The organism is Streptomyces sp. NBC_01334, assembly GCF_035983595.1.
GTDB lineage: Bacteria > Actinomycetota > Actinomycetes > Streptomycetales > Streptomycetaceae > Streptomyces > Streptomyces coriariae.
On record NZ_CP130718.1, the window covers coordinates 7,485,730 to 7,511,557 of the forward strand.

Consider the following 25,828-nt stretch of genomic DNA (forward strand, 5'->3'; position numbering starts at 1 on the left):
GCGCCTCAGCCTTCGACGCTGATACCGCGGGACTTCAGGTCGTTGACCGTCCACTCCTGCATATGTGCGAGCAGGTCGGTGACCTTCTGGTCCTTGTTGACGACCTTGGCCCAGCCGGCCTGCATCTCGGTGAACATCGCCGTCCAGTCCGGGCCGAAGGTCCAGTCGGTGGTCACCGTGTTCAGGCTGTCTTTCACGATCTGCTGGGCGGGTTCGTAGTTCGTGCCCAGCAGCTTGTCGGAGATCGCCTCGCCGACATAGACGTCGCTGTCGGCCAGCGCCGGCATCACGCCGTTGCCCGTGGTCGGGCTCGCCATGGTCTTGACCGCACCAGTGTCGGTGGACATCCACAGCGCTGCCTCGGCTGCCTGTTGCGGGCTCTTGCACTGCTTGGTCACCAGTGTCAGACCGCCGCTCTGGTTGGTGCCCGCGGGGGTCTTGGCCGCCCCGCCGGCGAACGCAGGCCAGGGCGAGAGCGCCCACTTGCCGAAGGACTTGGTGAAGTTCTGCACCATGCCGGCCATCTGCCAGGTGGAGATCTGCCGGGTCGCGGTGCCGCCGTTGTCGTAGTTGCGCTGCACGGCGGCGTAGTCGGCGAAGGAAAGCGTGGAGTTGAGGTCGTTGTCGACGATCTCCTGGATCACCTTCGCTGCCTTGAGGGTGCCCTCGTCCTGGAAATTCACTTTCCAGGAGTTTCCGTCGATCGCGTACCAGTGGGCGCCGGCCTGCATGGCGAGCACCTCGAGGGTGCTGGGGTCCTCGCCGGCGTAGTTGGTGATCTTGATGCCGTGCTCCTTCAGCGCCTTGCCGGCGGCTATGAAGTCGTCCCAGGTGGTGGGTGCCTTCAGGCCGTACTTGGCGAAGACGTCCGTGCGGTAGATGGTGAAGGCGGGCGCCGAACTGGTCGGCACACCGTAGACCTTGCCCTGCACCTGTCCGGCCGCCCAGGAGCCGGCGTTGAACTTGGCCTTGCTCGGTTCGACGTACTTCGTGATGTCGGCGAGCGCACCTTGTGACACCCAACTGGTCACGTATTCAGTGGTGTTCTGCACGAGGCAGGGCGCGTTGCCCGCCTTGACGGCGTTGGTCAGCTGCTTCTGCATGGTCAACTGGTCGGTGACCTTCGTGTACTTCAGCTGGATGTCCTTGTGGGAGGCGTTGAACGCCTTGACGACCGCCTCCTGCCCGTTGGCCCAGCCCCAGAAGGGAAGGGTGACCGGGCCGGACGCCGAGGAGTTCCCGTCGCCCGATCCGCCGCAGGCGGAGAGCAGACCTGTCAGCGCGATACCCGCCACGGTGGCGCGGGCGAACCTTCTCCGGGGGCTGGTGGAGTTCATCTGACCGTGATCCTTCGGAAAGTAGGCGTCTCGGAACGAGAGAACAGCGGCTCGGTACTGGCCGGGAACGGCGGCTGGAAGGCCGGACGACGTCGGCGTAGCGGAAGTTGTAGAAAACGGTTGCTGCGAAGGTAGGCCGACGGCTTCGGCCGTATCAAGGGGTGTGCAGGAAATTATTGCGCCGGTACGACGCGGTACAGCGTCGTGACGCATGGCGGAGAGAGCCCGTGGCGACCTGCAGAGAAGCAGCTCAGGGGCAGTTGTCTGCGGTGCTTCGAGGTCTGGGGCGGAGCTCTCGGAGAGCTCCGCACGCCATTGCATGCATGGGGTAAACGTTTACGAAAACTGATCGAAGAGCATGTCTCCGTCGACGCAGCGGCTCAGCGTTGCCGCTTCGGAGGTCGCACCGAGTCCCGTACGACGACATGGGTGCCCAGGACAAGGTGCTCGGCGTCTCCGCTCTTGCGCCGGGCGCCGCCCCCGGGACCCTGCCGACGGTCCGCCACCGCGCGCAGGGCGACCCGGCCCATCTCCTCGTAAGGGACGTGGACCGTGGTCAGTTGGGGAGTGAGCTGGGACGCCAGGGGGATGTCGTCGTAACCCGTGATCGACACGTCGTCCGGCACCCGCAGGCCTGCCCCGCGCAGCGCCTGCATGGCTCCCGCGGCGACGATGTCGGTGCCGGCGAGCACGGCGGTGAAGTCCGGCGTCTCATGGAGGGCCGCCTGCACCGCGGCGTACCCGTGCTCGTCGTCGTACGGACCGTGCCGCACCAGGCCCTGGTCGAACGGCACCCCGTATGCCTCGAAGGCTCGGCGGGCACCCCTCAACCTGCCCTGTGCGGTGGTGAGTTCAGCGTGGCCGGGCAGTACCAGGATCCGCCGGTGACCGGCCGAGAGCAGGTGGCTGGCCATGGCGTAGGCGCCGGACTCGTTGTCGTAGTCGATCGTCGTGGCCGGGACGTCCCCCTCCAGCGGCGGCCTGCCGACCAGGACCAGATGCGAGCCGGCCGCGTCCAGGGAACGGGCGAACCGGGCCATTCGCAGCTGGTACTCGTCGTAGTCGTAGGCGCCGCCGAGCAGGACGACGGCGTCCGCGCCCTGCTGGCGCATGAGGTTGACGAGGGCGAGTTCGCGTTCGGGGTCGTCGCCCGTGGTGCCGACGATCGACAGCCAGCCGCGCAGGGTGGCCGCACCCTCGACGCCCTTCGCCACGTGGGCGAACGCGGCACCGGTGATGTTGTTGATCAGTATCGCCACTGTCGGAGTACCACCGCCGGCCAGGGAGCGGGCGTGCGCGTTGGTGACGTAGTCCAGGTCGCGGACGACCTTCATCACGCGGCGCCGCAGCTCCTCGGAGACCGGGTAGTTGCCCGACAACACGCGGGAAACGCTTGCCACGGACACACCCGCGCGTTCCGCCACATCCCGTATGGTCGCCCGGCCGGCGTCACCCGTCGTCCTGCGCTGACTCACGTTGCGGCTCCTTCACTGTTCGTGGGCGCCGACGAGGGTGCCATGGAGGCCACGGTCGCGGACCTCGCCGTTGCCTGATCAGCACGGCAGGGGCCCGGCCCCCGTCGGTGCGGGAACCGTATCCCAAGGGTCCGCCAGGTGGATCGGCCTGTGGACAACCCCGGCCATCGCCGTGGCAAGAAGCGTCGGCAAGGGGGCGGACCTGCGGATCACGCCACCCGGGCCAGGTCAGCGTGCCGTACTTCGTGGGCGAGAGGCCGTCCGTCGGCAAGCCGTTCCAGCTCCTCGACGACGATGCGGCCGAGCCGTTCCAGCTCGTTTCCGAGGGAGCCGGCGATATGGGGGGTGAGAAACACGTTGGGCAACCGGTAGAGAGGAGAGCCCGCGGGCAGCGGTTCGGGTTCGGTGACGTCCAGGACCGCATGCAGTCGACCGGAGACCAGCTCGTCGGTGAGGGCGGAGTGGTCGACGAGGGCGCCCCGAGAGGTGTTGATCAGTACGCCGCCGTCACGGATCAGGGCGAGGCGGGCGCGGTCGAGCATGTGGCGGGTCTCGGGGATGTCGGGCGCGTGCAGGCTGACGATGTCGCTGTGTCGCAGAAGATCTTCCAGAGAGAGCAGCTGTGCGCCGAGTTCGACGGCCTCCGCCGGGTCCACGTACGGGTCGTGCAGGAGGACCTCGAAGTCGTAGGGGCGCAGCAGTTCCAGGAGGCGGCGCCCCACACGCGAGGCGCCGATGACCCCGATCCGGCGGCCGAGGTTGCCGGTGGTCGCGGTCTCGGCGGGGGTCGGCTGGGCGTGGGTGCGCCGGAAGCGCTCACGGTGGACGAAGGCGTCCTTTCCGGCGAGCAGGATCATCGCGAGTGTGTACTCGGCGACCGGGACGGCATTGCCGGTCACCGCGCTGGAGACGGTCACCCCTCTGCTCCACAGGGACTCTCCGACCAGGGAGCGCACCGAACCCGCGGCGTGCAGGACCGTACGGAGTCGAGGTGTCGCATCGAGGATGTCCGGGTCGAGGCGGGGACAACCCCAGCCGGTGATCAGGATCTCGGCGCCGGCCAGCGCCGCCGCCGCGGTGGGATCGGTGAAATCCCTTACGACGAGCGCAGGGGCGATCTCGGCCGACTGCCGTAGCCGGGTCACGAGCGGCGGCGGAAACAGCAGGGGAAGGTGCACCGGATCCATGGCGAACACGGCCCTGGGCAGCTGGGCGCTGGGCATGACTCTCCTGAGGTGCGCGTGGGAAACGTTTTCTGAAAGCGTCTTCTACCGTAGATCTGGCGCAGAGGCGGGGTCAATCAGTCGGGCGATCGCCGGGGCGGAAACCTTCGCGCGGCCACCGAGTAAATGGCCATCTCAGAGCGGTTGTTGAGGTGGCGCTTAGGGCCGGCATCCTTGGATGTGAGGGCAGGCGAGACCTGCTTCCGACCGGTGAGATACGCGGGGCACGAGGGGTGTGAGTGCCGTGTGGGTCTACGTGCGGAAGACGGGTGGGTCCACAACCGGTTGTCACGGTCTCGTCGAAAGCCGCGCACTGGGGCCGATCGTGGCGGCGGCACGCGCCGGTCGCCTCTGTTAAGGCTTCCCTTGGAGTGATCCCTTCGATCTCTGCAGGTCAATGGGCTGTAGTACGCGGCCGACGTGTCAACGGTTCGTGCGCAGGATCGCAGGTGGGCCGCGGGCAGAGTTTTCGAAAGTCTGCGGGGCCTCTTGACGGGCTACCGGGAGCGGAAGAAGCTCTGGCCACCGCTCGTAGCAAACGGTTCCTACCTGTTACTACGCCATCTCTTGCGACCGTAGCGCTCGTGTCCACCGAGTCCGCAACACTCACGCCCTCCCGCAACAGAAGCCGAGGCCCCCATGTGCTCCCACGCCGGTACTCCTCCCAGCCTCCGACACTTCCTCACCTTGGTCGCCGGTGGCGCAGGGGCCGGCGCGGCGGCGCTCAACGGGTGTGCGGTGCAGGTGTCGAGCGGAGTCAGGGGACCGGGCGAGAACGTCACGCTGATGGTCAAGCCCGACGACATCTCCCCGGAACTGATCAAGCGGGTCCAGACGGACATCGGGGTCAAGATCGCCACCGTCAGGTACGACATCACTTCGCCCCGCAACTTCTGCTCTCGCCCGACCGGTCCATGCTTGTCGTGGCCGTCATGTCCACCTACGTCAACGCGGCCGGCACACCCGTCACCAAGCTCCAGGCCGCGGCCTCGGTGATGTATGTCGTGTCCATCCTGCTGCTCTTCCTCGTCGCTCAGCGCGGCTTCGTCGCCGGGACGGCGACGTCCGGCCTCAAGTAGTCCGACGTTCAGCGTCTCGAAGTAACCCCTTACCGACCGTTGCAAGGAGTCATGCATGAACGCGCCCCTGTCCCGTCGCACCGCCCTCCAGGCGGCCGGCGCCACCGTGCTCGCCGCCGGTCTGTCCGGCGGTCTCATGGCCCCAGCGGCTCACGCGGACGACAACAACTCCGCTTCCAGGTTGCTCACGTATCCGCGCCCGGCCGCTCTGCCGACCAACACCAGCTTCAAGGTGCGTGTGCGCACCGCTCCTGACGGCGAGTGGCAGACACTCGACATCTACCGGCCTCAGCTGGAGGAGATCAACGCCACCACCGGTTCCGGCAAGGTCTACAACACCTCGATGGTGTACTTCGACTTCCGCGGTTCCGTGGAGTTGGAGGTCACCTACCTCAAGGGCGGAGCGACCAAGGCGAGAGTGCGGCCGGACGCGCTGGGCATCACGCCGGAACTCCTGGGAGACACCCTCCGGTTCACCCTTGACGAGCCGCGCGACATCGTCGTTCAGATCAATGACGAGATCTTCGACTGCCTGCACGTCATCACTAACCACATCGACCCGCACCCGCCCTGCGCCGACGACCCCGACGTGATCTACTTCGGCCCCGGCGTCCATACGGTCACCGGCAACGTCCTCACCGTGCCCAGCGGCAAAACCGTATACCTGGCCGGTGGCGCCGTCCTCACCGCCCAGATCTTCTTCAAAGACGTCGAGAAGGCCGCTCTCACCGGCCACGGCATGCTCCACGCCGGCCCCGGCGGGATCCTCTGCGAGGGCAGCAAGAACATCCGCGTCCAGGACGTCATCATCATGAATCCCAACGGCTACGCGGGCACGTTCGGCGAGAGCGAGAACGTCCACGTCAAGAAGGCTCGTTCGTTCAGCTCGAAAGGCAATGGAGACGGTTTCGACGTCTTCTCCTCGACCGGGATCGTCTTCGACGGCTGTTTCATGCGCAACTCCGACGACTGCTTCGCCATCTACGCCCACCGCTGGAACTACTACGGCGACACCCGCGACATCACCATCCAGAACTGCACCCTCTGGGCCGACGTAGCCCACCCCGTCAACGTCGGCACCCACGGCAACACCGATGCCCCGGAGGTGATCGAGAACCTCGTCATCAAGAACCTCGACATCCTCGACCACCGTGAGCCGCAGATGGGATACCAGGGCTGCATCGCTCTCAACCCCGGTGATTCCAACCTCATCAAGAACGTCCGCATCGAGGACGTACGGATAGAGGACTTCCGCTGGGGTCAGGTCATCCACATGCGGATCATGTACAACACGAAGTACAACACCTCGGTCGGCCGCGGCATCGAAGACGTCTACGTCAAGAACCTCAGCTACCGCGGCACCCACGCCAACCCGTCACTGTTCCTCGGCTACGACGCCGAGCACTCCATCAAGAACGTCACCTTCGAGAACCTGGTGATCAACGGGCAGGTCATCGCCGACTCGATGAAGAAGCCCAGTTGGTACTACACCACCGATGCCATGCAGTGGTTCTGCAACGAGCATGTGGCGGACCTCAGGTTCCTCACCACGGCAGAGGCGGAGGCGGCCGCGCAGTGAGCGACTTCAGCCGCCGAGGCCTGCTGAAGTCGTCCACGGCACTGCTGCTCGCCGCGGGCACGAACACCTTGTGCGTGACCGCGGCCCGAGCGGCGACCGAGGGGACGGCAGGCGACGGGTCCGCGTTCACCTTCACCCACCCCGGTCTGCTGCACAGCGCTGTTGACCTTGCACGGATGAGGTCCGCAGTCGACGCTAGACAATCACCTGTCCATGACGGATATCTCGTGCTTGCCGCACACAGTCGATCGCAGGCTGCATACACCATTCAGAACACCGGCCAGATCAGCTCCTGGGGTCGCGGACCCGCCAACTTCATGAACCAGGCCGTCGCCGACTCGGCCGCCGCCTACCAGAACGCTCTGCTTTGGGCCGTCACCGGAGTACGCGCGCACGCCGACAAGGCCCGCGACATCCTCAATGCCTGGACGGCCTCCCTCACGATGATCACGGGAGCCGACGGACCACTCGGCGCCGGCCTCCAGGTATTCAAGTTCGCCAATGCGGCCGAACTGCTGCGCCATACCGGCTATGACGGGTGGGCCGACTCGGACATCTCCCGCTGTGAGGAGTCCTTTCTGAACGTCTGGTATCCGGCCATCTCCGGATACATGCTCTACGCCAACGGCAACTGGGACCTGACCGCCATTCAGTCCATCCTGGCCATCGGTGTGTTCTGTGAGCAACGCACCCTTTTCGAGGACGCTCTGCGGTTCGCCGCAGCCGGCGCCGGAAACGGCAGCGTGGCCCATCGCATCGTCGCGGCGTCCGGGCAGGGGCAGGAGAGTGGTCGCGACCAGGGTCACGAACAGCTCGCCGTGGGCCTCATGGGCGACGCCGCGCAGGTCGCGTGGAACCAGGGCGTCGATCTGTGGAGCTTCGACGGCAACCGCCTTCTCGCCGGGGCCGAGTACGCCGCCCGCTACAACCTCGGTGGCGACGTCCCCTTCACCCCCGACCTCGACCGCACGGGCAAGTACATCAAGAAGACGGTTTCGGCGACCGGACGTGGCACCCTGCCTCCGATCTACGAGATGTACCACGCGCACTATGCCGGAGTTCGAGGCCTGGAAGCCCCCTACACGCGGGCGGCGGTCTTCCGTGGCACCGGCGGCGCACGAGTCGTCGAGGGCGGTAACGACGACCTGCCCGGCTGGGGAACCTTCGCCTACGCGGGCGCGACCGCCCCCGCCCCGACCGTCCCAGCATCCCCGGCCGGTGTCACGGCCGTGGGGGAGGAGCGGGCCGTCACGGTGTCCTGGCTGCCGTCCGCCTCGGCGACCAGCTATACGGTCCTGCGGGGCACTACTCCCGAAGGCCCCTTCGAGCGGCTCGCGACCGACGTCCGAAAGCCTGCGTACACCGACACCGGCGTACGCGCAGGGAGTACCTACCGCTACGCGGTCACTGCGGCCAACTCGCTTGGAGAAAGCGGGACTTCGAAGGTTGTCCAGGCTGCCGCCGGGCTGCCAGGGCCCTGGTCGACGACCGACGTCGGCGCTGTCGCGATCCCGGGTTCGGCCGCCTTCGACGGTGAGCGGTTCCTGCTGGAGGCTTCCGGCGACGCCGATTCCTGTCGCGTCGTGCACCTCCCTCTGCGAGGCGACGGCTCGGTCACCGCCCGGATCGTGTGGCCGCTCAGCTCCCAGTACTCCAAGATCGGTGTCACCGTCCGCGCCTCCCTGGACGCGGACGCGGCGCACGCCTCGATGCTGATCCAGGGGCTGCCGCTGCACACCTGGAGCGGCGTGTGGACCGTACGGCCGAGTGCCGGGCTGCTCGTCTCGGCGACCGGGAGTACACCCGTACCTCCGTCGCAGCGGGAGGCGATCACCAGCAGGGCCTCGTTCCCGATCTCCGACGTCGGCGTACTGCCGGAGTCCGCCACCCCGATCGAGGCTCCCTACGTCGAGGGCGCGGGCGACGGATACCGCTTGCGGGCGCCGTACTGGGTGCGGGTGACCCGGAAGGGGCGGCGCTGCACAGGGTCCATTTCGGCAGACGGTATGCAGTGGACCGTAGTCGGCACGACGGACATCCACGGTATGCCGCATATTGCATACGCTGGCCTCGCTCTCACCTCCTCCCTCGGCGTAGCAGAGGAGTATGCCGAGACCGGCACCGGCGCCTTCGACAATGTCAGTGTCACCGGGGCAAGCGGGGACGTCTGGCGCACGCCTCGTCCCACCCGCGCCACGGCCGACCTGGGCGCCGCCGTCGGCTCCGACGGCGTCCGGCTGACGTGGAGCGACTCCGACCTCTCCGCCCGCTACACGGTGCTGCGCGCACCACGAGCGCAGGGCCCCTATCGGCCGATCGCCACCTCAGTCGGTCCGGTCGGATTCGGCGCCCGCATCCGCTACACCGACGCGAGCGGTACCCCTGGGACGACATACCACTACGTCGTATCCAAGACCAACTCAGCTGGTCAGGGCCCCCGTTCGAGGTCGAGCAGCGCTGTCGCGCCGGCTCTCTCCGTGACCGCCGCCAGGGAGCGACGCGTCGCAGCCAAGCCTCTTCCGTCCCCTTGGACGTACAGCGACCTCGGTGATGTGGTTCTCGATCGGCGGGACTACGGAACTCTCGGCGCCGTGGCCGTCCTCACGCCCGGCGACACGGTGTACGACAACGGGACCTTCGTCGTACGCGGAGCGGGTGTCGATCTCAACGTCAACTCGCAAGGGATGACGGGACAGTTCGTCCGGCGCCCCATGTCCGGGGACGGCGAGATCACCGCGCGCCTGCTCTCCCGCGAGGGAGCGGCCATCGACCGGGTCGGTCTTCTGATGGCCAAATCCCTGTCGCCGTTCGATCAAGCGGCCGGTCTGATCGTCACCGGCGGCACGACCGCGCAGCTCATGCTGCGCCCCATGGTGGCCGGCGCCTCCGCATTCTCCGGCACGGTCGACGTCCGACTCCCTCTCCTCTTGAGGCTGAAACGCGTGGGAACCGCGTTCACCGCCTCCGTCTCCGTCGACGACGGCGTCACCTGGAGCGCCCTCGCCGAGGGCTCGATCCCCGGCTTCGGTGACGCCCCCTACCACGTGGGCCTGGTGGTCTGTTCCCGCAGCCCGCTGGCCCTCGGCACCGCACGGTTCAGCGAGGTGATCGTCACCTCGGCATAGCCGACCCGGGATCCCCCACGGATCCGTCACGATGGGAGCCGCACCCCATGAGCCGCACATCCCCCCACCACCTCGACAACCACCATGTGAGCCGCCGCGGACTGCTGAAGTCCGCCGGCGGTCTCACCGCCGCACTGGCCCTGGGCACGAGCGTCACCGACGTCACCACGGCGGACGCGGCGCCGGCTATCTTCACCCACCCCGGCATGCTGCACAACGCCGGGGACATCAATCGCGCGAAGGCCAGGGTCGCCGCGGGCACCGATCCCTGGCTGTCCGGCTGGAACAGACTGACTGCCAACTCCCACTCCCAGTCGAGCTGGACGCCCAGGGCGACAGCGACGATCATCCGCGGCGGCACAGGCGAGAACTACAGCCTGCTCTACAACGACATAGCCGCCGCCTACCAGAACGCCCTGCGGTGGCGGGTCGGCGGCACCGAAGCCAACGCGCAGTGCGCAGTACGCATCCTCAACGCCTGGGCGACCACGCTCACTTCAGTCACCGGAAACGCCGACCGCTTCCTAGCCGCCGGCCTCTACGGGTGGCAGTTCGCCAACGCGGCCGAACTGATGCGGGGGTACGACGGCTTCGACCTCGCCGCCTTCCAGGAGATGATGGCCAACGTCTTCTATCCGCTCAACAACAGTTTTCTGACCCACCACAACGACGCCTGCATCACCAACTACTGGGCCAACTGGGACCTCTGCAACATCGCCTCCATCCTGGCAATCGGCATCCTCAACGAGGACTCCGTCAAGTACGACCAGGCAGTCGCCTACGCCAAGTCCGGCGCCGGAAACGGTTCCGTCGCGCACGCCGTTCCGTACCTGTACACCGACGCGGACGGCTACGACCTCGGCCAGTGGCAGGAGTCAGGACGGGATCAGGGGCACACCGTGATGGGCATGGGGCAGCTGGGCGCGATCTGCGAGATGGCCTGGAACCAGGGCGACGACCTCTACTCCTACGACAGCAAGCGGTTCCTGAAAGCCGCCCAGTACGTCGCCAAGTACAACCTCGGCAACGACGTGCCCTTCACCACCTACACCTGGGGCAGCGGGCAGAACTGTGCGCAGAACTCCCAGACCGCCATCTCCGCCTCCTCACGCGGGCAGGTCCGTCCGGTGTGGGCGATGCTCCACTACCACTACAACCGACGCCTGTCCCTGGACGACAAGTACGTCTCCCAGATGTGCTTCTCCGTCGCCCCCGAGGGAGGCGGCGGGGACTACGGGTCCACCAGCGGCGGATACGACCAGCTCGGTTTCGGCACCCTGATGTACGCCAAATAGCCCTGCCGCAGGCTCGTGCACCGGAATACCGCGCGCTGTTGTGGTGCTCTGGTCATACCGGTGCGCGAGCGCGGCGAAGGGCTGGTGAGCAGATGGCGGCAGACCAGACGGACCAACGGGCCGAGGCCCAGGCGGATCCCGACCCCGATCCCGTCGTCACGACCCCCTACGGGGCCGTACGCGGGAGGCACGAGAACGGCATCGCCGCTTTCCGCGGGATCCCGTATGCGGCACCGCCCTTCGGTCCCCGCAGGTTCCGGCCGCCGGTGCCGCCCGAGCCCTGGAACGGGGTACGCGACGCGGGCGCCTTCGGCGCAACACCGCCGAAACCGCCGTACTCCGAGGCCTTCGCCCAGTACCTGTCCGACCCCGTCGTGGCGGGCGACGACTGTCTCAACCTCAACGTCTGGACACCCGAGCCCGGCCCCGCAGCCCGGCTTCCCGTCCTCGTCTGGCTGCATGGCGGCGCCCTGACCAGGGGGTCCTCGGCAGTGCCGGTGTACGACGGACGGAACTTCGCCCGCGATGGAATCGTTTTCGTCTCGATCAACTACCGGCTGGGGGTGGAGGGCTACGGACTGTTCCCGGACGCCCCCGCCAATCCCGGCCTGCGTGATCAGCTTGCCGCCCTGGAATGGGTGCACCGTTCGATCAGGGCCTTCGGCGGTGACCCCGACAGGGTCACCCTGGCGGGACAGTCCGCCGGAGCCATCAGCACCGGAGCCCTGATCGCGGCCCCGCAGGCACAGGGCCTGTTCCGGCGGGCCATCCTCCAGAGCGGACCGCCGGAGGCCTTCGAACGGGACAAGGTCCGGCGCATGGTCCGCCGCATGGCGACCCGGCTGAAGATCCCCGCCACCGCCGAGGCCTTCGCCGCCGTCGACCGGGATCTGCTGTTGCGTACCCAGGCGGAGGTCGGAAGGCTCAGCAGCCCCGTCCTGGGCGGGCCCGCCTTCGGCATCATCGTCGACGGCGACCTCGTGCCGCGCGACCCCCTGCAGGCACTCGTCGACGGGGACGCGGCCCCCGGCGTCGACCTGCTCCTGGGCTGGACTCGCGACGAGTACCGGCTGTGGCTGGTCCCTGGCGGTCTGATGGAGCGCGTCGACCGACTGGGTCCCGTCGCCCTCGCCGGCGCCATGGCCCGCTGTCACTGCGGCCACGAGGTGCCGCGCGGCTACCGCGTCCTGCACCCCGAGGCCGGCACCGCCGAGATCGTCGGCCAGATGGTCACCGACAACCTGCTGCGCGGCCCCCTGCAACGGCTGGCCGAGGCCCGCCCCGGGGCGTCGTATGTGTACGAGTTCGCCTGGCCCTCGCTGAAGCCCGGTCTCGGCGCCTGCCATGCCCTCGAGCTCGGTTTCGTCTTCGACACCGGCGAGACGGCCGAGTCCGCGAAACTCGCCGGGGGCGGCGCGCCGCAGGAACTCGCCGACGCGATGCACGGGGCGTGGACGCGGTTCGTGGCTACGGGCGACCCCGGGTGGGAGGCCTGGGGGCCGGCGCATCCCGTCCGGATCTTCGGCGAGGTGGACGGCGGGCGGTACTCGGAGGAGGGTATTGCGCACGAGGTCGACGGTATGTCGTATACCGCATACGGACTGCGCGATCGTGAGCTGGCTCTGTGGACCGCGGAGGCAACAACCGCTGCGTCAGGAGAACCCGTCGACGACACGGCGGCGCCGGACCCGCTGCTCGGCAGGACGCTTCGCGGCCCGGAGCTCAGGTCCGCGGTGCGCCGACTGCGCCGGGCCGGGGGAACCAGGGGACGCTGACCGCCGGGCCACTTCGGCCCTCGGAAGCCGGTACGCGACTCCCCTTTCTCGCGCAGGGGCACCGGCGGGTGCTCTTCCTCGGGGGCAAGCCGGACCACACGACGGCGCCGGGACGTGAAAGCGGTTACGCAGAAGCCCATCGGGCGCGGGGCATCGATGCGGATCCGGCGCGCTGGTCCTGCACGGCGACGTCACCCGCGACTGTGCGCGACCAGGGCGAAGGCGCCGCCCTCGTTGTCGTACTCGACGACTGTCACGGGCGCCCCCGGGCTCAATGGCGGCCGTCCGCACAGGACCAGCCGTGAGCCGACGAAGGCGAGCGAGTCAGCGATACGGCGGGTGCGCCGGCGGTATTCCGGAGTGTCTGCGGTCCCGCCCACCAGGATGACGGCGGCGGCCCGCTGGGCACGCGTCGTTTCCACGAAGTCCGGCTCGCGCCGTACGTCGCCCTCCGTGCTGCACACCAGGCACAGGTGCCCGAGCCGGTGCGCCTCGCGTTCCACGCCGCCGGGCGCCATCTGTGCGAACGACGGTCCGGTGATGTCCTCCAGCACGAAGGCCGGCGTCGGCGTCCCGGCCCCCGCGATCGCCTTGGCACGCGCGTCGGCGACGTAGTCCAGCTCGCTCACGGCCCGAAGGACCCGTCGGCGGGTCTCCGCGCTGATCGGATACAGGCCGCCGAGCACCCGCGACACGGTCGACGCGGACACTCCCGCTCGGGCCGCCACATGCCGGCTCGTGCTGCGCGCCGCGTGAGCGGTTTTCCTTGTCATGACGCCCTCCCCCCGGGGAAATCCGGCAGCAACCGTTTTCCCCGAGCGGAGGCCAGCAGCGGTGGGCGGGAGGCCAGGGGGCTATGCGGAGGTCAGTGTCCGGGCGATGGATGCGACCGCCTCCGGACCGACCCGGCAGCAGCCGCCGATCAGGCGTGCCCCCGACTCCCGCCAACCCAGGACCTGTTCGGCCGTGAACGTGGACCGGCCGTTCCAGGCGCGGGCTTCCGCGTCCCACACCTCGCCGCTGTTGGGGTAGACCACGACCGGCTTGCCCGTCACCCGAGCCGCGGTCGTCACGGCGGCTTCCACGTCTTCCGGGGCGCAGCAGTTCACCCCGACCGCGATCACCTCGTCCGCGTCGGCGGCCAGGGCGAACGCCTCGTCCAACGGCTGCCCCGCACGCGTACGGTCACCGGCGATCGAGTACGACAGCCAGGCCGGCACGCCGAGCCCGCGTACCGCGCGCAACAGTGCCTCGGCCTCATCGGCGTCGGGAACCGTTTCCAGCGCCAACACATCGGGCGACGCGGCGGCCAGGACCTCCAGCCGGGGACGGTGGAAACGTTCCAGTTCCGCGATGCTCAGCCCGTAGCGGCCCCGGTACTCGGAGCCGTCCGCGAGCATCGCTCCGTACGGCCCCACCGAAGCAGCCACCCACAACGGGTGGGCGAGGCCCTTGTTCCGGGCCTGCCTGGCGGCCTCCTGGGCCAGTTCCACGCTCAGCGCCAGCAGCCGGGCGGCCTCGTCGTGGTCGATGCCGCGCTTGGCGAATCCCTCGAACGTGGCCTGGTAGCTGGAGGTGATCGCCACGTTCGCGCCCGCCTCGAAGTAGGCGAGGTGCGCCTGGGTGATCGCCTCGGGCTGCTCGGCGAGCAACCGTGCCGACCAGAGTTCGTCACTCAGGTCGTGCCCGGCGGACTCCAGCTGGTTGGACATACCGCCGTCAAGGACGACGGCTCCGGCGGCGAGAGCCGTGGTGAGGGAGGTCTCGGCGGGGGGAGCAGGGATGTCGCTGGTCATGTCACGACGCTAGTCGAACGAGCGGCAGACGGTCGGATCTGTCCGGTGAATGAACAGAGTGACCACGATATGGGATGCGAGAAGGCGGCCAGGCCCACGCTCGCTTCCTCCAAGCACGGGTGTCGCGCGCCGGCTCATCGCCCGTGTGCCGAGTGCCGTCCGCCGCGGCGGCGCCCGTCGACCCGTGTGCGCTTGGTCGCGGGGACCAGCAGTCCGCCGAGCAACCCGGCTGCCAGCACATACGGCCACCAGCCGAACGCGCCGCTCTCGGCCGCGCTCGCACGGCGCGTCTCGGCTGCCACGGACCCCGACGAGGCCTGTCCGGGCGCGCTCGCCGACGGGCTCACGGCTGTCGCAGTGAGGACGACGTCGTTGCCGTCCCCGCCCTTGTAACTGATCCGGTAAACGGTGTCTGCGAGCTTCACCTCGGCTCCCTCGCGCAGCTGGTCGAAGGTGCCGGTCGTGGGGGTGTCCCCGGCGTGGTTCAGCACGGTGATCTCCCGGGCGGAGGAGTTTCCGGCCGCGGGGGAATCCTTGCCGGAAGCGCTACCGGTTCCGGTCGAGGCGGAGGATCTTCCGTGCGGGGTACCGGCCCCGGGTGCCGCGGTGGCCGTTCCTGCCGCGGACAGGTCGAGTCCACCGCCCAGGGTGACCTTGCCGCCCACCTTCAGGGGCTTGTCCGTCAGGACCAGTTGTCCCTTGTCGTTCTGCGAGTAGGCGCCGGTCACGGTCAGCCCGCCCGTGACCACACCCTCGTTCGTCACGGCGCCGCTCACGGTTCCCTTGCCGCTGAGTGCGCTCGTCACCCGTAGTGCCGAGCCACCGGTGTCCAGCCGCGCTCCCGCCGACGTCAGCCGGACCGCCCTGCTGTTGGCGAGAGTCGCCCCGTCCCTGAGTGCCAGGGTTCCGTGCTCGACCGTCGTCGTCCCCGTGTACGTCACCGCGGTGCCCGTGAGAGTCGTCGTAGCCGCTCCGGACTGGATGAGCGAGCCGCTGCCGCCGAGCCGGGAAAGGGAGATCGCGGTCTTCGTGTTGCGCACGACGAGAGTGCCGTCGTTCACGATCCGGCGCCGGTCGGTACCGGTGAGCAGGGAGCCGTCTCCCCGCGCCGACCCCAGCCGCAGGACAGCCCCCTCTCGCACGGTCGTCGAACCGTCGTAGTACTGCGCGGCCGCGAAGGTCACGTCGTTGCCTCGGGTCCCGGCGATGACGACGTCACCGGCGCCGGGCACGGCCAGGGTGTCGTGGTACTTGCCGCCGCCGATCGGCGCACCCAAGGTGACCGGCCCGTCGTAGTCGAAGGTCAGCAGGGACCGCCGTCCGGCGGCCTCGTGCAGGTTGACGTAAACGGTGTCCTTTGTTCCCGGCATGAAGATCTTGTGCGTGGTGCCGTCGCCCCACTGCACGTCGGCGCCCTCGATGTTGGTGCCGCGTTTGTTCAACTGGTGTGCGATGGGCCGCCAGTTGATGTCCGGGTCGCTGAGCGAGGGGCGGGCGTCGCCGCCCTGGTCGCTGTAGCTGTACTGCCCGGTGAGGACGACCTTGCTGCCGGGGCGCGAGTGGACGTTGACGTCGCTGCCGTACTCCCGCTGATAGAAGTCCTGCCGTAGCGTGATCGTCTGGTGGAGCGGGGTGTCGATGATCCAGGAGCCCTGGTTGATGATCGCCCGGGCGTTGGGCAGCGACACCGGGTACTCGGGGCGGCCGACCGCCATCCCGGTGCCGTTGTCGATGACCCCGGAGAACGGGTGGGTGCCCGCCAGGTCGAGGGTGCCCCACATGCTGCGGGGCTGGGTGACGAGGCCGGAGCCGCTGATCGTGCCGATGTTGAACGTGCGGGTCAGCGAGAGCCGGAGCGTGCCGTCGACGCGGACGTTGAGCTGATTGAGCCGGTAGCCGGGAGTGTCGTAGGGGAAGTGCCCGATCAGCCCTGTACCCCCGCCGGTGCCGTACTGGAGGGTCGTCCCACGCTCCACGATGATCGCGGGCGGGTCGGGGTTGCCGACCGTCGTGTAGGGATGGTTTCCGCCCTGTGTGCCTACCACCTGCCGCTGGCGTTCCTCGGGCAACGTGAAGTCGCTGTCCTTGCGCAGGACCAGTGTTCCGCCGCCGCGCACGGTAAGTGTTCCCCGGCCGCGGAAAACGCCGTCGTAGGTTGTCGTCCCGGAGGGCACGGTCACCACGGTGTCGCCGGCGAGCGTCACGTCCCGGTTCGCGAGAACGTCGGCGGTGACGTCCCGGGCGTCGGCGGCCACGGCGGGGGGAGCGGTGGCCACGAGGGCGGCGACGGTCGTGAGGGCAGCGACGACCGCTGCTGAGGTGTGGAGAGGGCTGCGCACGTATCGGAGACGCTTCGGCGCGACACCGATAACAGAAATTTGCTCCCTCGGGCGTCGACGGGGGCTCGTCCCACCCGGAAAACCACCTTCCCGCCGGAAACTTCCGGAAAGGGCTTTCCATCAAGTCCCGTCCGACCCGTTGACCTGCCTGTAACACGCCCTTACCTTTTCGGCGTTCGTCATTCCACTTGCCGTTCGTAGTTCCGAACGTCCCTCTCTCGAGAGGCAGCCGCGTGCACCTCGATCCGCTCGTATCCCGCCGCCCCGCCCCCCAGGCGCATCCCGACCGCTCCCGCGAGGACCGGAGCACGGCGATTCCCCTCTCCTCCATGGGCAATCCATGAATCTGGGAGCCGGGCAAGTCCATTTGCTCATGAAGTACTTCGCCTCGGCGACGCTCCGTTGAACGACCCCGGCCGACACACCCGGATCCAGGCATTCGGCCCGCACCCGGACGGCACCCCCGACTTCGGCGTCCCCGTCGCCGACACCGTGAAGGAGAGTGCGTGAGATGAGACGTGCGTACACGACCCTGCTCGCCCTGTGTCTCGTGCTGATGGGCGCTCTCGCGACCGCGGGACCCGCCCAGGCGGCGTCCGTGACGATCGTCAACGGCACTCAGTTCAGCGACAGTTCCGGCAGCCCCGTACACGCCCACGGCGGCGGAGTTCTCAAAGTCGGCTCCTACTACTACTGGTTCGGCGAGAACCGCAACGCCGACAACACCTTCCGGTACGTGGACGCCTACCGCTCCACGGACCTGAAGAACTGGGAGTTCCGCAACCACGTCCTGACCCAGTCGAGCGCCTCCGAGTTGGCCGGCGCCAACATCGAACGCCCGAAGGTCATGTACAACGCGTCCACCGGCAAGTTCGTGATGTGGATGCACAAGGAGAACGGAACCGACTACAGCGAGGCCCGAGCGGCAGTCGCCGTGTCGGACACCGTCGACGGAAACTACACTTGGCAGGGCAGCTTCCGTCCGCTCGACCAGCACATGTCCCGTGACATCACGGTCTTCGTGGACAGCGACGGCGCCGGATACATGATCTCGGCCGCACGTGAGAACTACGACCTCCAGATCTACCGGCTCACCGCCGACTACACCGGTATCGCAAGCCTGGTCGCCGACCCCTGGCACGGCGGCCACCGCGAGGCGCCGGCGCTGTTCAAGCGGGGCGGTGTCTACTTCATGCTCACCTCGGGCGCGACCGGCTGGAGCCCCAACCAGCAGCAGTACGCCACGGCGACCTCGCTCGCCGGCCCCTGGTCGGCCATGGCGAACGTCGGCGACTCGACGGCGTACGGCTCGCAGACCGCGTACGTGCTGCCCGTCCAGGGCACTTCGGGGACCTCGTACCTCTACCTGGGCGACCGCTGGGGCAACTCCTTCGGCGGGACCGTCAACGACTCCCGGTACGTCTGGTTGCCGCTGACCTTCCCCACGACCACCTCGCTGTCGATGTCCTGGTCACCCGAGGTCACCGTCGACACGGCGGCTGGAACGGTTACCGGAACGAGTGCCACGTACAACACGCTCATCGCCCGGCACAGCGGCAAGTGCGCGGATGTCACGAGTCAGTCCCTCTGGGCAGGTGCCCAGATCAAGCAGTACGACTGCAACGGCGGTAGCAACCAGAAGTACTGGTTCAAGTCCGTCGGAAGCGGTTACTACCAGTTGGTCGTCAGAAGCAGCTCTCTGTGCGTGCAGGAGAACGCGAGCTCGGTCAGTCAGGAGAACTGCGACACGGCAGCCACCGGTCAGCAGTGGTCGCTGACGACTTCCGGCAGCTACGTCAACGTCAAGTCCCGTGCGAGCGGCGAGTGCCTGGACGTGAACGGCGCGTCCACCGCCAACTCCGCCGCTCTCATCACCTACACATGCAACGGAGGAACCAACCAGCAGTGGACGCGCGGAACCTGATCTGCGTCAGGCGAGAAGGTCGATCGCGTCGATCGACGTGCCCGCGCTGAGGTAGGAGGTCGTCCCCGAACCGCTCACCACGTTGATCTTCAGCACGTTGTACTGGCCGGTGTCCGTGAGCCATGCGCTCGCCGGAACGCTGTAGGTGAACGTGTAGTTGTTGCCCCGGTAGGACCCGTTGGTCAGGGACCGGGTGCTCGGCTGGGTGGGCGGGGAGGGGATGGCCGAGGTCCAGGTGTCGTTCACGACGACCTGCGGCCGGCCGTTGGCGTAGGCCGTCGTCACACCGATGCGCAGGGTGTGCGCGGCGGCGGCCTGGGCCGCGGTGAGCTTGAAGTACACGAGCAGACCGCTGTTGACGTCCTTCCAGATGTAGCAGGGGAACGCCGAGGTCTCGCTGCCGCTGCCGATCACCACGTTGCCGGTCCAGGCGGCTGCCCGGACGTCCGACGGGTGCGCGTACGTCATCAGGTCGGCGTTCTTGAAGCCGCTCGGCGTGCCGGTCCAGTCGTTGATCCGCCAGATCGCGCTCGCGTTGCCCGGGTCGTTCGAGGACGGGATCGCGATCGAGTTGAGGGTGGTCGTCCCGCCGGCGGATACGGTCACCTGCGTACTGTATACAGCCAGTTCGCTCTTGTGGACGGTCAGTGTGTACGTCCCCGGGAGCACCCCGGTGATCGAGAAGTAGCCGTCGGACGACCGTGCCGAACCCCAGTACTGCGCGGCCGAGTTGGCCAGCCCGACTGTGTACGGGTACGCCGTGTTGCGTCCCGTGATGCCGACTCCCGCGACCCGGCCCCGGCCGCTCGCCGCGACGTAGCCGGAGATGCCGAGAGAATCCGCCCACGAGGTGGTCAGGGTGCCCGGAAACAGTGACGAGGAGGGGGCGCCGCCGTCGGTGAAGGCGATGACGTAGGGGCCCTGGAGGCCGAAGCGCTGCTCCTCGGTCTGGTTCTGGCCGTAGTACAGGATCTCGTACAGGCCGCCGCCGTCGGCGCTCTGGTGACGCAGGAGGGAGCGGTAGAAGGGGCCGCCCGAGGCCTTCTCGTGGTTGCTGCGCACGATCCAGAGACCGACGCTGCCGGTCGTCCAGCCGATGTAGTTGTAGTCGATGACGCGCAGCTTGGAGTAGTGCTTGGAGCGGGTCTGGCCGTCGGACTTCGCGAAGACGTCGGAGGCCTCGACGGTGCTGGTCGTGTACGTGTAGGAGTCGGGCTCGTCGTTGAGGAACAGGCCCGCCTTGACGCGCACGATGTAACGGGTTGCCGAAACGGACGTGTCGGCCTTGTTGGTCCACAGGTAGACGTTGTTCTCGCCGCTTCGGGCCGCGTAGTAGTGCTTCAGCGTGCCGTGCGTGACCGAGATCAGGATCGTCGAACCGGACTGCGTGATCGTCACGGTGGAACTTCCGAGGCCCGACTCGATGTGCGAGTTCATGCCGCCGTAGCCCTGGTATTCGGTTCCCCTGTAGGTCAGAGAGGTCAGGTCGCCGGTGGACTTGCTGACCTTGAAGACCAGGTTGGCGCCGGTGTCGACGACGTAGTTCGAGCCGTCGTCGGTGTAGCCGAAGGCTGCTGCGGCGGCCGGTGCGGCGAGCGGCCCGGCCAGGGCGGCCGAGCCTGCTGTGGCCGCGGTGCCGAGGACGAAGGTGCGGCGTCGGATCGGCCGGTGGTTCTCGGATCCGGACATGGGGGTGCCTCCTTCGGGAGGTGTGGGGGTGCGGGTGCCTGAGAGAGTGACAGTTGAATCGATTTCGCGAAAGGGCTTTCACTCGCTGGAGGTTGGCAATCTCGTGAAATCCGTCCCAGGTCTAGAAAGCGCTTGCCAGAGACGGTACGGTCCAGCCGCCAGCCCCTGTTGCCGTGACGGAGGAGCCGCAAGTGAGACGTTTCAACATTGCCGTGCTGGCGGCGCTGACCCTGGCCGCCGGTCTGACCGCGGTACCCGCCGCTCAGGCGCACGGCGGTCGCGCACCCCTCGGCATCGACAACTGCACCGAAACCGCGTGCCACTTCGACGTCCCGCCCGGCACCTACGACGTCGAGGTCGTGCTCGGTGGCGACGTCGAGTCGAGTACCGGCATCAGCGGAGAGACCCGGCGCGCCCTGCTCCCCGAGACTGCCGCTCCCGCCGGCGAACGTGTGGTTCGCAGCTTCACGGTGGACGTCCGCACCCCTGAGGGCGAGCCGACGGGTGCGGCCGGAACCGCCGGTCTGGACCTGGCGGTAGGCGGCTCGGCGCCGGCCCTGGCCGACATCAGGGTCACCCGGGCCCGGCACGTACGGCAGGTCTTCCTCGTCGGTGACTCCACTGTGTGCGACCAGCCGGGGGACCCGTACACCGGGTGGGGCCAGCAGTTGCCGCAGTATCTGCGCAGGGGAGTCTCGGTCGCCAACTATGCCGATTCCGGCGAGAGTACGGTCACCTATCTTGGGAACCCGCTGCTCTGGGCGACGGTTCAGCCGCTGATCCGTCCCGGCGACCTCGTCCTGGTCCAACTCGCCCACAACGACAAGACGACCGACGAGGTGACCTATCGGGCGAATCTCGAGACACTGGTGGCGGGAGTGAGGGAGAAGGGCGGTCGGCCGGTCCTGGTGACCCCCATCGTGCGCCGGTGGTTCAATGCCGACGGCACGCTGAACAACGGAACCGCCCTACTGGTCAACGGACTCGGCGTCGACCACCCGGCAGTGATCCGCTCGGTCGCCGCCACCCAGGCGGTTCCACTGATCGATCTCACCGCCAAGACCAAGGCGCTGGTGGAATCTCTGGGCGTCGAGGGCTCCAAGGCGCTCTACCTCTACAACGAGAAACGCGACAACACACACACCTCCGTGCACGGAGCAACGGTTTACGCGGGCCTGGTCCGCGACGAACTCGTCGCCCAGCATCTGGTGCCGAGGGGCACCGTGCGGGTGGGATGAACGCCTGGGGGCGCCCCGACCGGAACCGGGACGCCCCCAGGTCCTGGCACCACCAGGCTCCGCACCGGCCGCGAAGGAAAGAAACAGCAGATGCACCTGCCCCCGCCCGACCTCGCCCGCAGCCCCCGCACCGGCTACACCCGAGCCCACTGGGAGGCCGCCGCCGACGCGCTGCTCGCCGCGGTGGAGCCGTACGCCACCGAGGATCGCGCTCTCTACCACTTTCCCGGCGACCGGGAGAGCTGGTCGGGCCACCTCTCCGACGGCCTGGAAGGGTACGCCCGCACATTGCTGCTGGCGGCCTTCCGTCGTGACGAGACGGCCCTGGAGCGTTACGCAACCGGTCTCGCGGCCGGTGTCGGCGGAGTCTGGCCCCGCATCGAGGACCGCGGTCAGCCCCTCGTCGAGGCCGCGTCGATCGCCCTCGCGCTGCGACTGACCCGTCCGCTGCTCTGGGACCGCCTCGACGACGGCGTCCGACAGCGCGCCGCGGCCTGGCTCGGAGACGCGCTGACCGCCGAGGCCTGGCCCTGCAACTGGGAGTTGTTCCCGGTGACGGTAGGCGGTTTCCTGGAGTCCGTCGGCCACGAGCCGGAGGCCTCCCGCAAGGCGATCGACCGCGGGTTGGAACGCATCGAGCAGTGGTACGTCGCCGACGGCTGGTACAGCGACGGCGCCGGCCGTGCCTTCGACTACTACAACGGCTGGGCGATGCACCTCTACCCGGTCCTGCACGCCTGGCTGGCCGACGACCCCGAGCTGCTCACCCTCTACGGCGGCCGGCTCAGCACCCATCTCGACGACTATGCACGCCTGTTCGGTGGTGACGGCGCCCCCCTGCACCAGGGCCGTTCCCTCACCTACCGCTTCGCCACCACCGCCCCCCTGTGGCTGGGCGCCCTGACCGGCCACACCCCGCTCCCCGCCGGCGAGACCCGGAGCCTCGCCTCGGGAGCGCTGAAGTACTTCCTGGAACGCGGTGCGGTCGACGAACGCGGTCTGCTGACCCTCGGCTGGCACGGACCCGACGAGTCGGTCCTCCAGGGCTACTCGGGACCGGCCTCCCCCTACTGGGCGAGCAAGGGTTTCCTCGGGTTGTTGCTTCCACCGGAACACGAGGTGTGGACGGCGACGGAGGAGCCGGGGCCGGTGGAGCGGGAGAACGCGGTCACCCCCCTTGCTGCTCCCAACTGGCTTCTGCAGTCGACGAGTTCGGACGGGCTGGTTCGCCTGCACAACCACGGCAGTGAGGACGTCCGCTACGACCCGTACTACACAAGGTTCGCGTACTCCACGGTCACACGGCCGCTGGACGCGCCATCGGACAACGTCGTCATGGTCGGCGGCGACCCGCGTCGCGAGGGCATCGTCCCGCTCGGAGTGGGAGCGGACTGGGCGGCCTCCCGGTATGTGCTGAGCTCCGGGGCCGAAGTCACCAGCCTGGTGGTGGCCGAGGGTGCGGTGGAGGTACGGGCCCACCTGGTGGCCGGCGCGGAGCCGGGAACGGAAGTGCACATCACGGGTTGGGCACCGGTGGAAGGCGGGGACGAGCGGGCCGAGCTGGTGCCCGTGCACGGGCTGGCGGGCACGTCCCCCCTGTCGGGTGTGCTGGGCGAAGGCCCTGCGACTCTCTTCGTCGCGCTGGCCCGCCTCACGTCCGAGCCGGACCCCCTGCCCCTCCGGGAACTGGTGTCCGTGGAGGTGCAGAGGGTGGATGCCGACAGCGTTCACGGCGCGTACGACCTGAGCGTCCGCATGTCGACGGGTTCGGAACGCCGTTTCCGCTTCACGGCTTCAGACGCGCAATCCGCAACGTCGTCGTGGTCGGTGAAGCCCCGGTGAGCGGTTTTGCGTAGGACGGTGTCACGGGGGCGTACGCCCAGGTCAGCGTCCCGTCCTTGAGAACCGCGAGGTCGCCCGTGATGCGGGTGCTCACCACCTTGTCCGGGCTCTGGAACTTACCGTTCCAGTCGACGAGACGCAGGTGGGTGCCCGTGAAGGTGCCGGTGCAGGTGCCGTCGGCGCACTTGGCGCCCTTCAGGGATTCCCAGGAGACGAGGAGGCGGTCCTTGCCGTAGGGGGCGACATGCACGTTGACGTTCTCCGTGCCGACGGCGCTGGTGAGGTAGACGGCCTTCCCCGGACCGGAGCTGCGGTTCTTCATGAACGCCAGCGCGACCTGATGGGTGCTCGTCTGCGGTTTCACGGTCCAGCCGCGGCCACTGGCGTCGTCCGGGTTCTTCTTGGCCGAGGCGGCGCCGCGGGATGCGAAGGCGGTTACGTAACGGCCGGTGGACGACTTCACGAGGTCGCCGGTACGGCCGGGGAAGGTGCCGCCGCAGTATCCGGCCCAGCACTGCTCGCGCTGCACCACGGGGGCGGTGTCGGGAGCCCCGATGCCGGTCGAGACGAACAGCCCGGAGCGCCAGTCGTCGAAGCACAGGGAGGTGAAGGCGCCGGTCGTCTCGGCGTGCAGGGCGATGCCCTCGTTGTGGCTGCACCCCCAGCTCCAGCCCCCGGTGAGCTTCGCCCCCTTGGCGCTCAGGTACGCCATCTTGTCCCCGTAGTGCCCGTCGGCGAAGCCACCGGCTCCGTGCACGACGAAGTAGGCGCCGTACTTCGTGCCGTTCCAGGTCAGTTGCCCGTCGAGCAGCGGTGCGGTGTCGTGGGAAGCGGTTCCGGTGAGTTTCGTGAGGAAGGTCCGCCTGCCACTCGTGTAGCGGACGATCGCGGCCGCCGTCTCCTTCCACTTGTTCGTGTCGGCGACTCGAGTGAGCAGTGCGAAACCGTCGTTGTGCGCGACCAGGCCACCGACCTCCTTGGCGCCCTTGACGACCGTGTCGGCGCCCGAGCGTTTCCCGGCAGCGGTGAGCGGGGTGACGTGGACGCCGTCCGCCGCCGGCCAGGCGACGCGGAGCGTGCCGTTCGGCGCCACCGCGGTCGTCGTCCGCGTCCACTCCCGGGTGTTGTTGTAACCGGCCGACAGGTAGGGGAACTTGGCGGCGAGCGTGACGGCGGTGGTGGTGGGGGAGAGATTCGGGGAGGTCGTCGCAGCCCCGGCGGTGCCCCACCAGGCGCCGGCGAGCACCCCCGCAGCCGCGAGGGCGCCGATCGCGGGCTTGCGGGCCGCGCGCATTCGGCGGTGGCGCGTCGTGCCTCGTGCAGTTGTCATGGCCGGTGGTCGCCGCTGGGCAGGAAAAGGTTGCCGTGCCGGGTGGGCAGGGATGGAACCGGTGTGGCGAGTGTGGCTGATGTGGCCAGGGTGAGACCGGAAGGGGCCCGGCCTGGCGGACCCGGCTCGGTCGGCGCGCCTCGATGAGTGCGTGCCGGGGAGGAGGAATCTCCGTTGCCCTGCGGGAACGGAGTACAGAAGAATCCGCGTATGACTTCTGCACTCCGTCACGTGACGATCGACAGCTCCGATGCCTACGCCCTGGGCAGCTTCTGGTCCGAGGTGTTCGGCCAGCCTCTCCACGAGGACGACAAGCCGGGCGACGAGGAGGCGTTGATCGAGGGCGCGGGCATGCTCTTCGTCACCGTCCCGGAAGCCAAGAGCCGGAAGAACCGCATTCATTTCGATCTCCAGCCGCAGGACCGCACCCGCGAGGAGGAGGTCGAGCGTCTGCTCGCGCTCGGCGCCACACTGGTCGACGACCGCCGTAGGCCCGACGGCACGGGTTGGGCGGTCCTCGCGGACCCGGAGGGCAACGAGTTCTGTGTGGAGCGCAGCGCGGCAGAGAGGGCCGCAGGCTGAGGCGGCGGCCACAGGGCACGAACACGGACGGCTGCTGGCCAGTAGCGGGTCAGAGAAGCGTTGCCCTGTGAGCGGCCGCTGGGCGTGAGCCTTCGACACTGGTTGATGAAGAACACCGCACCAGGCGCTTGCTCTCGTTGTCATCGATCTCGGGGCCGCGTACTCGTTCTGCTCCCAGGGACAGCCCGGCGGGGCGGTCC

Annotated in this window: 17 protein-coding genes and 1 pseudogene; 10 read left to right on the forward strand and 8 right to left on the reverse strand. The window is 68.4% G+C overall.

The features are described 5' to 3' along the window. Positions 1-5: 5 nt before the first annotated feature. The 3 genes from OG736_RS33555 to OG736_RS33565 form a co-directional block, all read right to left on the reverse strand. Positions 6-1,337 carry an ABC transporter substrate-binding protein gene (locus OG736_RS33555; protein ID WP_327185706.1) on the reverse strand — a complete coding sequence of 444 codons (1,332 nt, stop codon included), beginning with the start codon at positions 1,335-1,337 and terminating at the stop codon, positions 6-8. Positions 1,338-1,717: 380 nt separating this feature from the next. Then, positions 1,718-2,812 (reverse strand): LacI family DNA-binding transcriptional regulator, encoded by a 1,095-nt coding sequence (locus tag OG736_RS33560; protein WP_327185707.1) that lies wholly within the window; start codon positions 2,810-2,812, stop codon positions 1,718-1,720. 209 nt (positions 2,813-3,021) lie between these two features. Beyond that, positions 3,022-4,035, reverse strand: a complete 1,014-nt coding sequence (locus OG736_RS33565) for a hydroxyacid dehydrogenase (protein WP_327185708.1) — start codon at positions 4,033-4,035, stop codon at positions 3,022-3,024. Between the two features lie 932 nt (positions 4,036-4,967). On the opposite strand from OG736_RS33565, the gene OG736_RS33570 reads away from it, so the two are divergent. The 5 genes from OG736_RS33570 to OG736_RS33590 all read left to right on the forward strand — a co-directional run bounded on the left by OG736_RS33570 (position 4,968) and on the right by OG736_RS33590 (position 12,888). After that, complete coding sequence (locus OG736_RS33570; protein ID WP_327185709.1) at positions 4,968-5,114, forward strand: hypothetical protein; 147 nt, start codon at positions 4,968-4,970, stop codon at positions 5,112-5,114. A gap of 55 nt (positions 5,115-5,169) precedes the next feature. Then, positions 5,170-6,693 carry a glycosyl hydrolase family 28 protein gene (locus tag OG736_RS33575; RefSeq protein WP_327185710.1) on the forward strand — a complete coding sequence of 508 codons (1,524 nt, stop codon included), beginning with the start codon at positions 5,170-5,172 and terminating at the stop codon, positions 6,691-6,693. Beyond that, the gene (locus OG736_RS33580) at positions 6,690-9,818 is read left to right on the forward strand and encodes an alginate lyase family protein (RefSeq protein WP_327185711.1); all 3,129 of its coding nucleotides are present in this window, start codon (positions 6,690-6,692) and stop codon (positions 9,816-9,818) included. Before OG736_RS33575 ends, OG736_RS33580 begins: the two co-directional genes overlap by 4 nt. Before the next feature lie 47 nt (positions 9,819-9,865). Further along, positions 9,866-11,113 (forward strand): alginate lyase family protein, encoded by a 1,248-nt coding sequence (locus tag OG736_RS33585; RefSeq protein ID WP_327185712.1) that lies wholly within the window; start codon positions 9,866-9,868, stop codon positions 11,111-11,113. A gap of 92 nt (positions 11,114-11,205) precedes the next feature. Further along, on the forward strand, positions 11,206-12,888 hold the full coding sequence (locus OG736_RS33590) for a carboxylesterase/lipase family protein (RefSeq protein ID WP_327185713.1): 1,683 nt from the start codon (positions 11,206-11,208) through the stop codon (positions 12,886-12,888). 191 nt (positions 12,889-13,079) lie between these two features. Here OG736_RS33590 and OG736_RS33595 read toward each other — a convergent pair whose 3' ends face one another. The 3 genes from OG736_RS33595 to OG736_RS33605 all read right to left on the reverse strand — a co-directional run bounded on the left by OG736_RS33595 (position 13,080) and on the right by OG736_RS33605 (position 17,023). Beyond that, positions 13,080-13,661: a LacI family DNA-binding transcriptional regulator gene (locus OG736_RS33595; RefSeq protein ID WP_327185714.1), complete on the reverse strand. Its 582-nt coding sequence runs from the start codon at positions 13,659-13,661 to the stop codon at positions 13,080-13,082. A gap of 81 nt (positions 13,662-13,742) precedes the next feature. Then, on the reverse strand, positions 13,743-14,684 hold the full coding sequence (gene mmuM, locus OG736_RS33600) for a homocysteine S-methyltransferase (RefSeq protein WP_327185715.1): 942 nt from the start codon (positions 14,682-14,684) through the stop codon (positions 13,743-13,745). A gap of 134 nt (positions 14,685-14,818) precedes the next feature. After that, entirely contained in the window at positions 14,819-17,023 is a 2,205-nt protein-coding gene (locus OG736_RS33605; protein WP_327185716.1) for an autotransporter, read from the reverse strand. A 387-nt stretch (positions 17,024-17,410) separates the two neighbouring features. On the opposite strand from OG736_RS33605, the pseudogene OG736_RS33610 reads away from it, so the two are divergent. Continuing rightward, positions 17,411-17,533 (forward strand): annotated as a pseudogene (locus tag OG736_RS33610) (alpha-N-arabinofuranosidase); the annotation flags it as partial. Between the two features lies 1 nt (position 17,534). Continuing rightward, a complete protein-coding gene (locus OG736_RS33615; protein WP_327185717.1) occupies positions 17,535-18,947 on the forward strand; it encodes an RICIN domain-containing protein in 1,413 nt (470 codons plus the stop codon). A gap of 6 nt (positions 18,948-18,953) precedes the next feature. Here OG736_RS33615 and OG736_RS33620 read toward each other — a convergent pair whose 3' ends face one another. Continuing rightward, a complete protein-coding gene (locus OG736_RS33620; RefSeq protein ID WP_327185718.1) occupies positions 18,954-20,636 on the reverse strand; it encodes a rhamnogalacturonan lyase B N-terminal domain-containing protein in 1,683 nt (560 codons plus the stop codon). Positions 20,637-20,827: 191 nt separating this feature from the next. Between OG736_RS33620 and OG736_RS33625 the strand changes: the two genes are divergently transcribed. Then, entirely contained in the window at positions 20,828-21,874 is a 1,047-nt protein-coding gene (locus tag OG736_RS33625) for a rhamnogalacturonan acetylesterase (protein WP_327185719.1), read from the forward strand. 90 nt (positions 21,875-21,964) lie between these two features. Further along, on the forward strand, positions 21,965-23,716 hold the full coding sequence (locus OG736_RS33630; RefSeq protein WP_327185720.1) for a DUF2264 domain-containing protein: 1,752 nt from the start codon (positions 21,965-21,967) through the stop codon (positions 23,714-23,716). Here the strand turns inward: OG736_RS33630 and OG736_RS33635 are convergent. Then, entirely contained in the window at positions 23,661-25,046 is a 1,386-nt protein-coding gene (locus tag OG736_RS33635) for a hypothetical protein (protein WP_327185721.1), read from the reverse strand. The genes OG736_RS33630 and OG736_RS33635 overlap by 56 nt on opposite strands. Before the next feature lie 210 nt (positions 25,047-25,256). On the opposite strand from OG736_RS33635, the gene OG736_RS33640 reads away from it, so the two are divergent. Then, on the forward strand, positions 25,257-25,628 hold the full coding sequence (locus tag OG736_RS33640) for a VOC family protein (RefSeq protein WP_327185722.1): 372 nt from the start codon (positions 25,257-25,259) through the stop codon (positions 25,626-25,628). Positions 25,629-25,828: the final 200 nt, after the last annotated feature.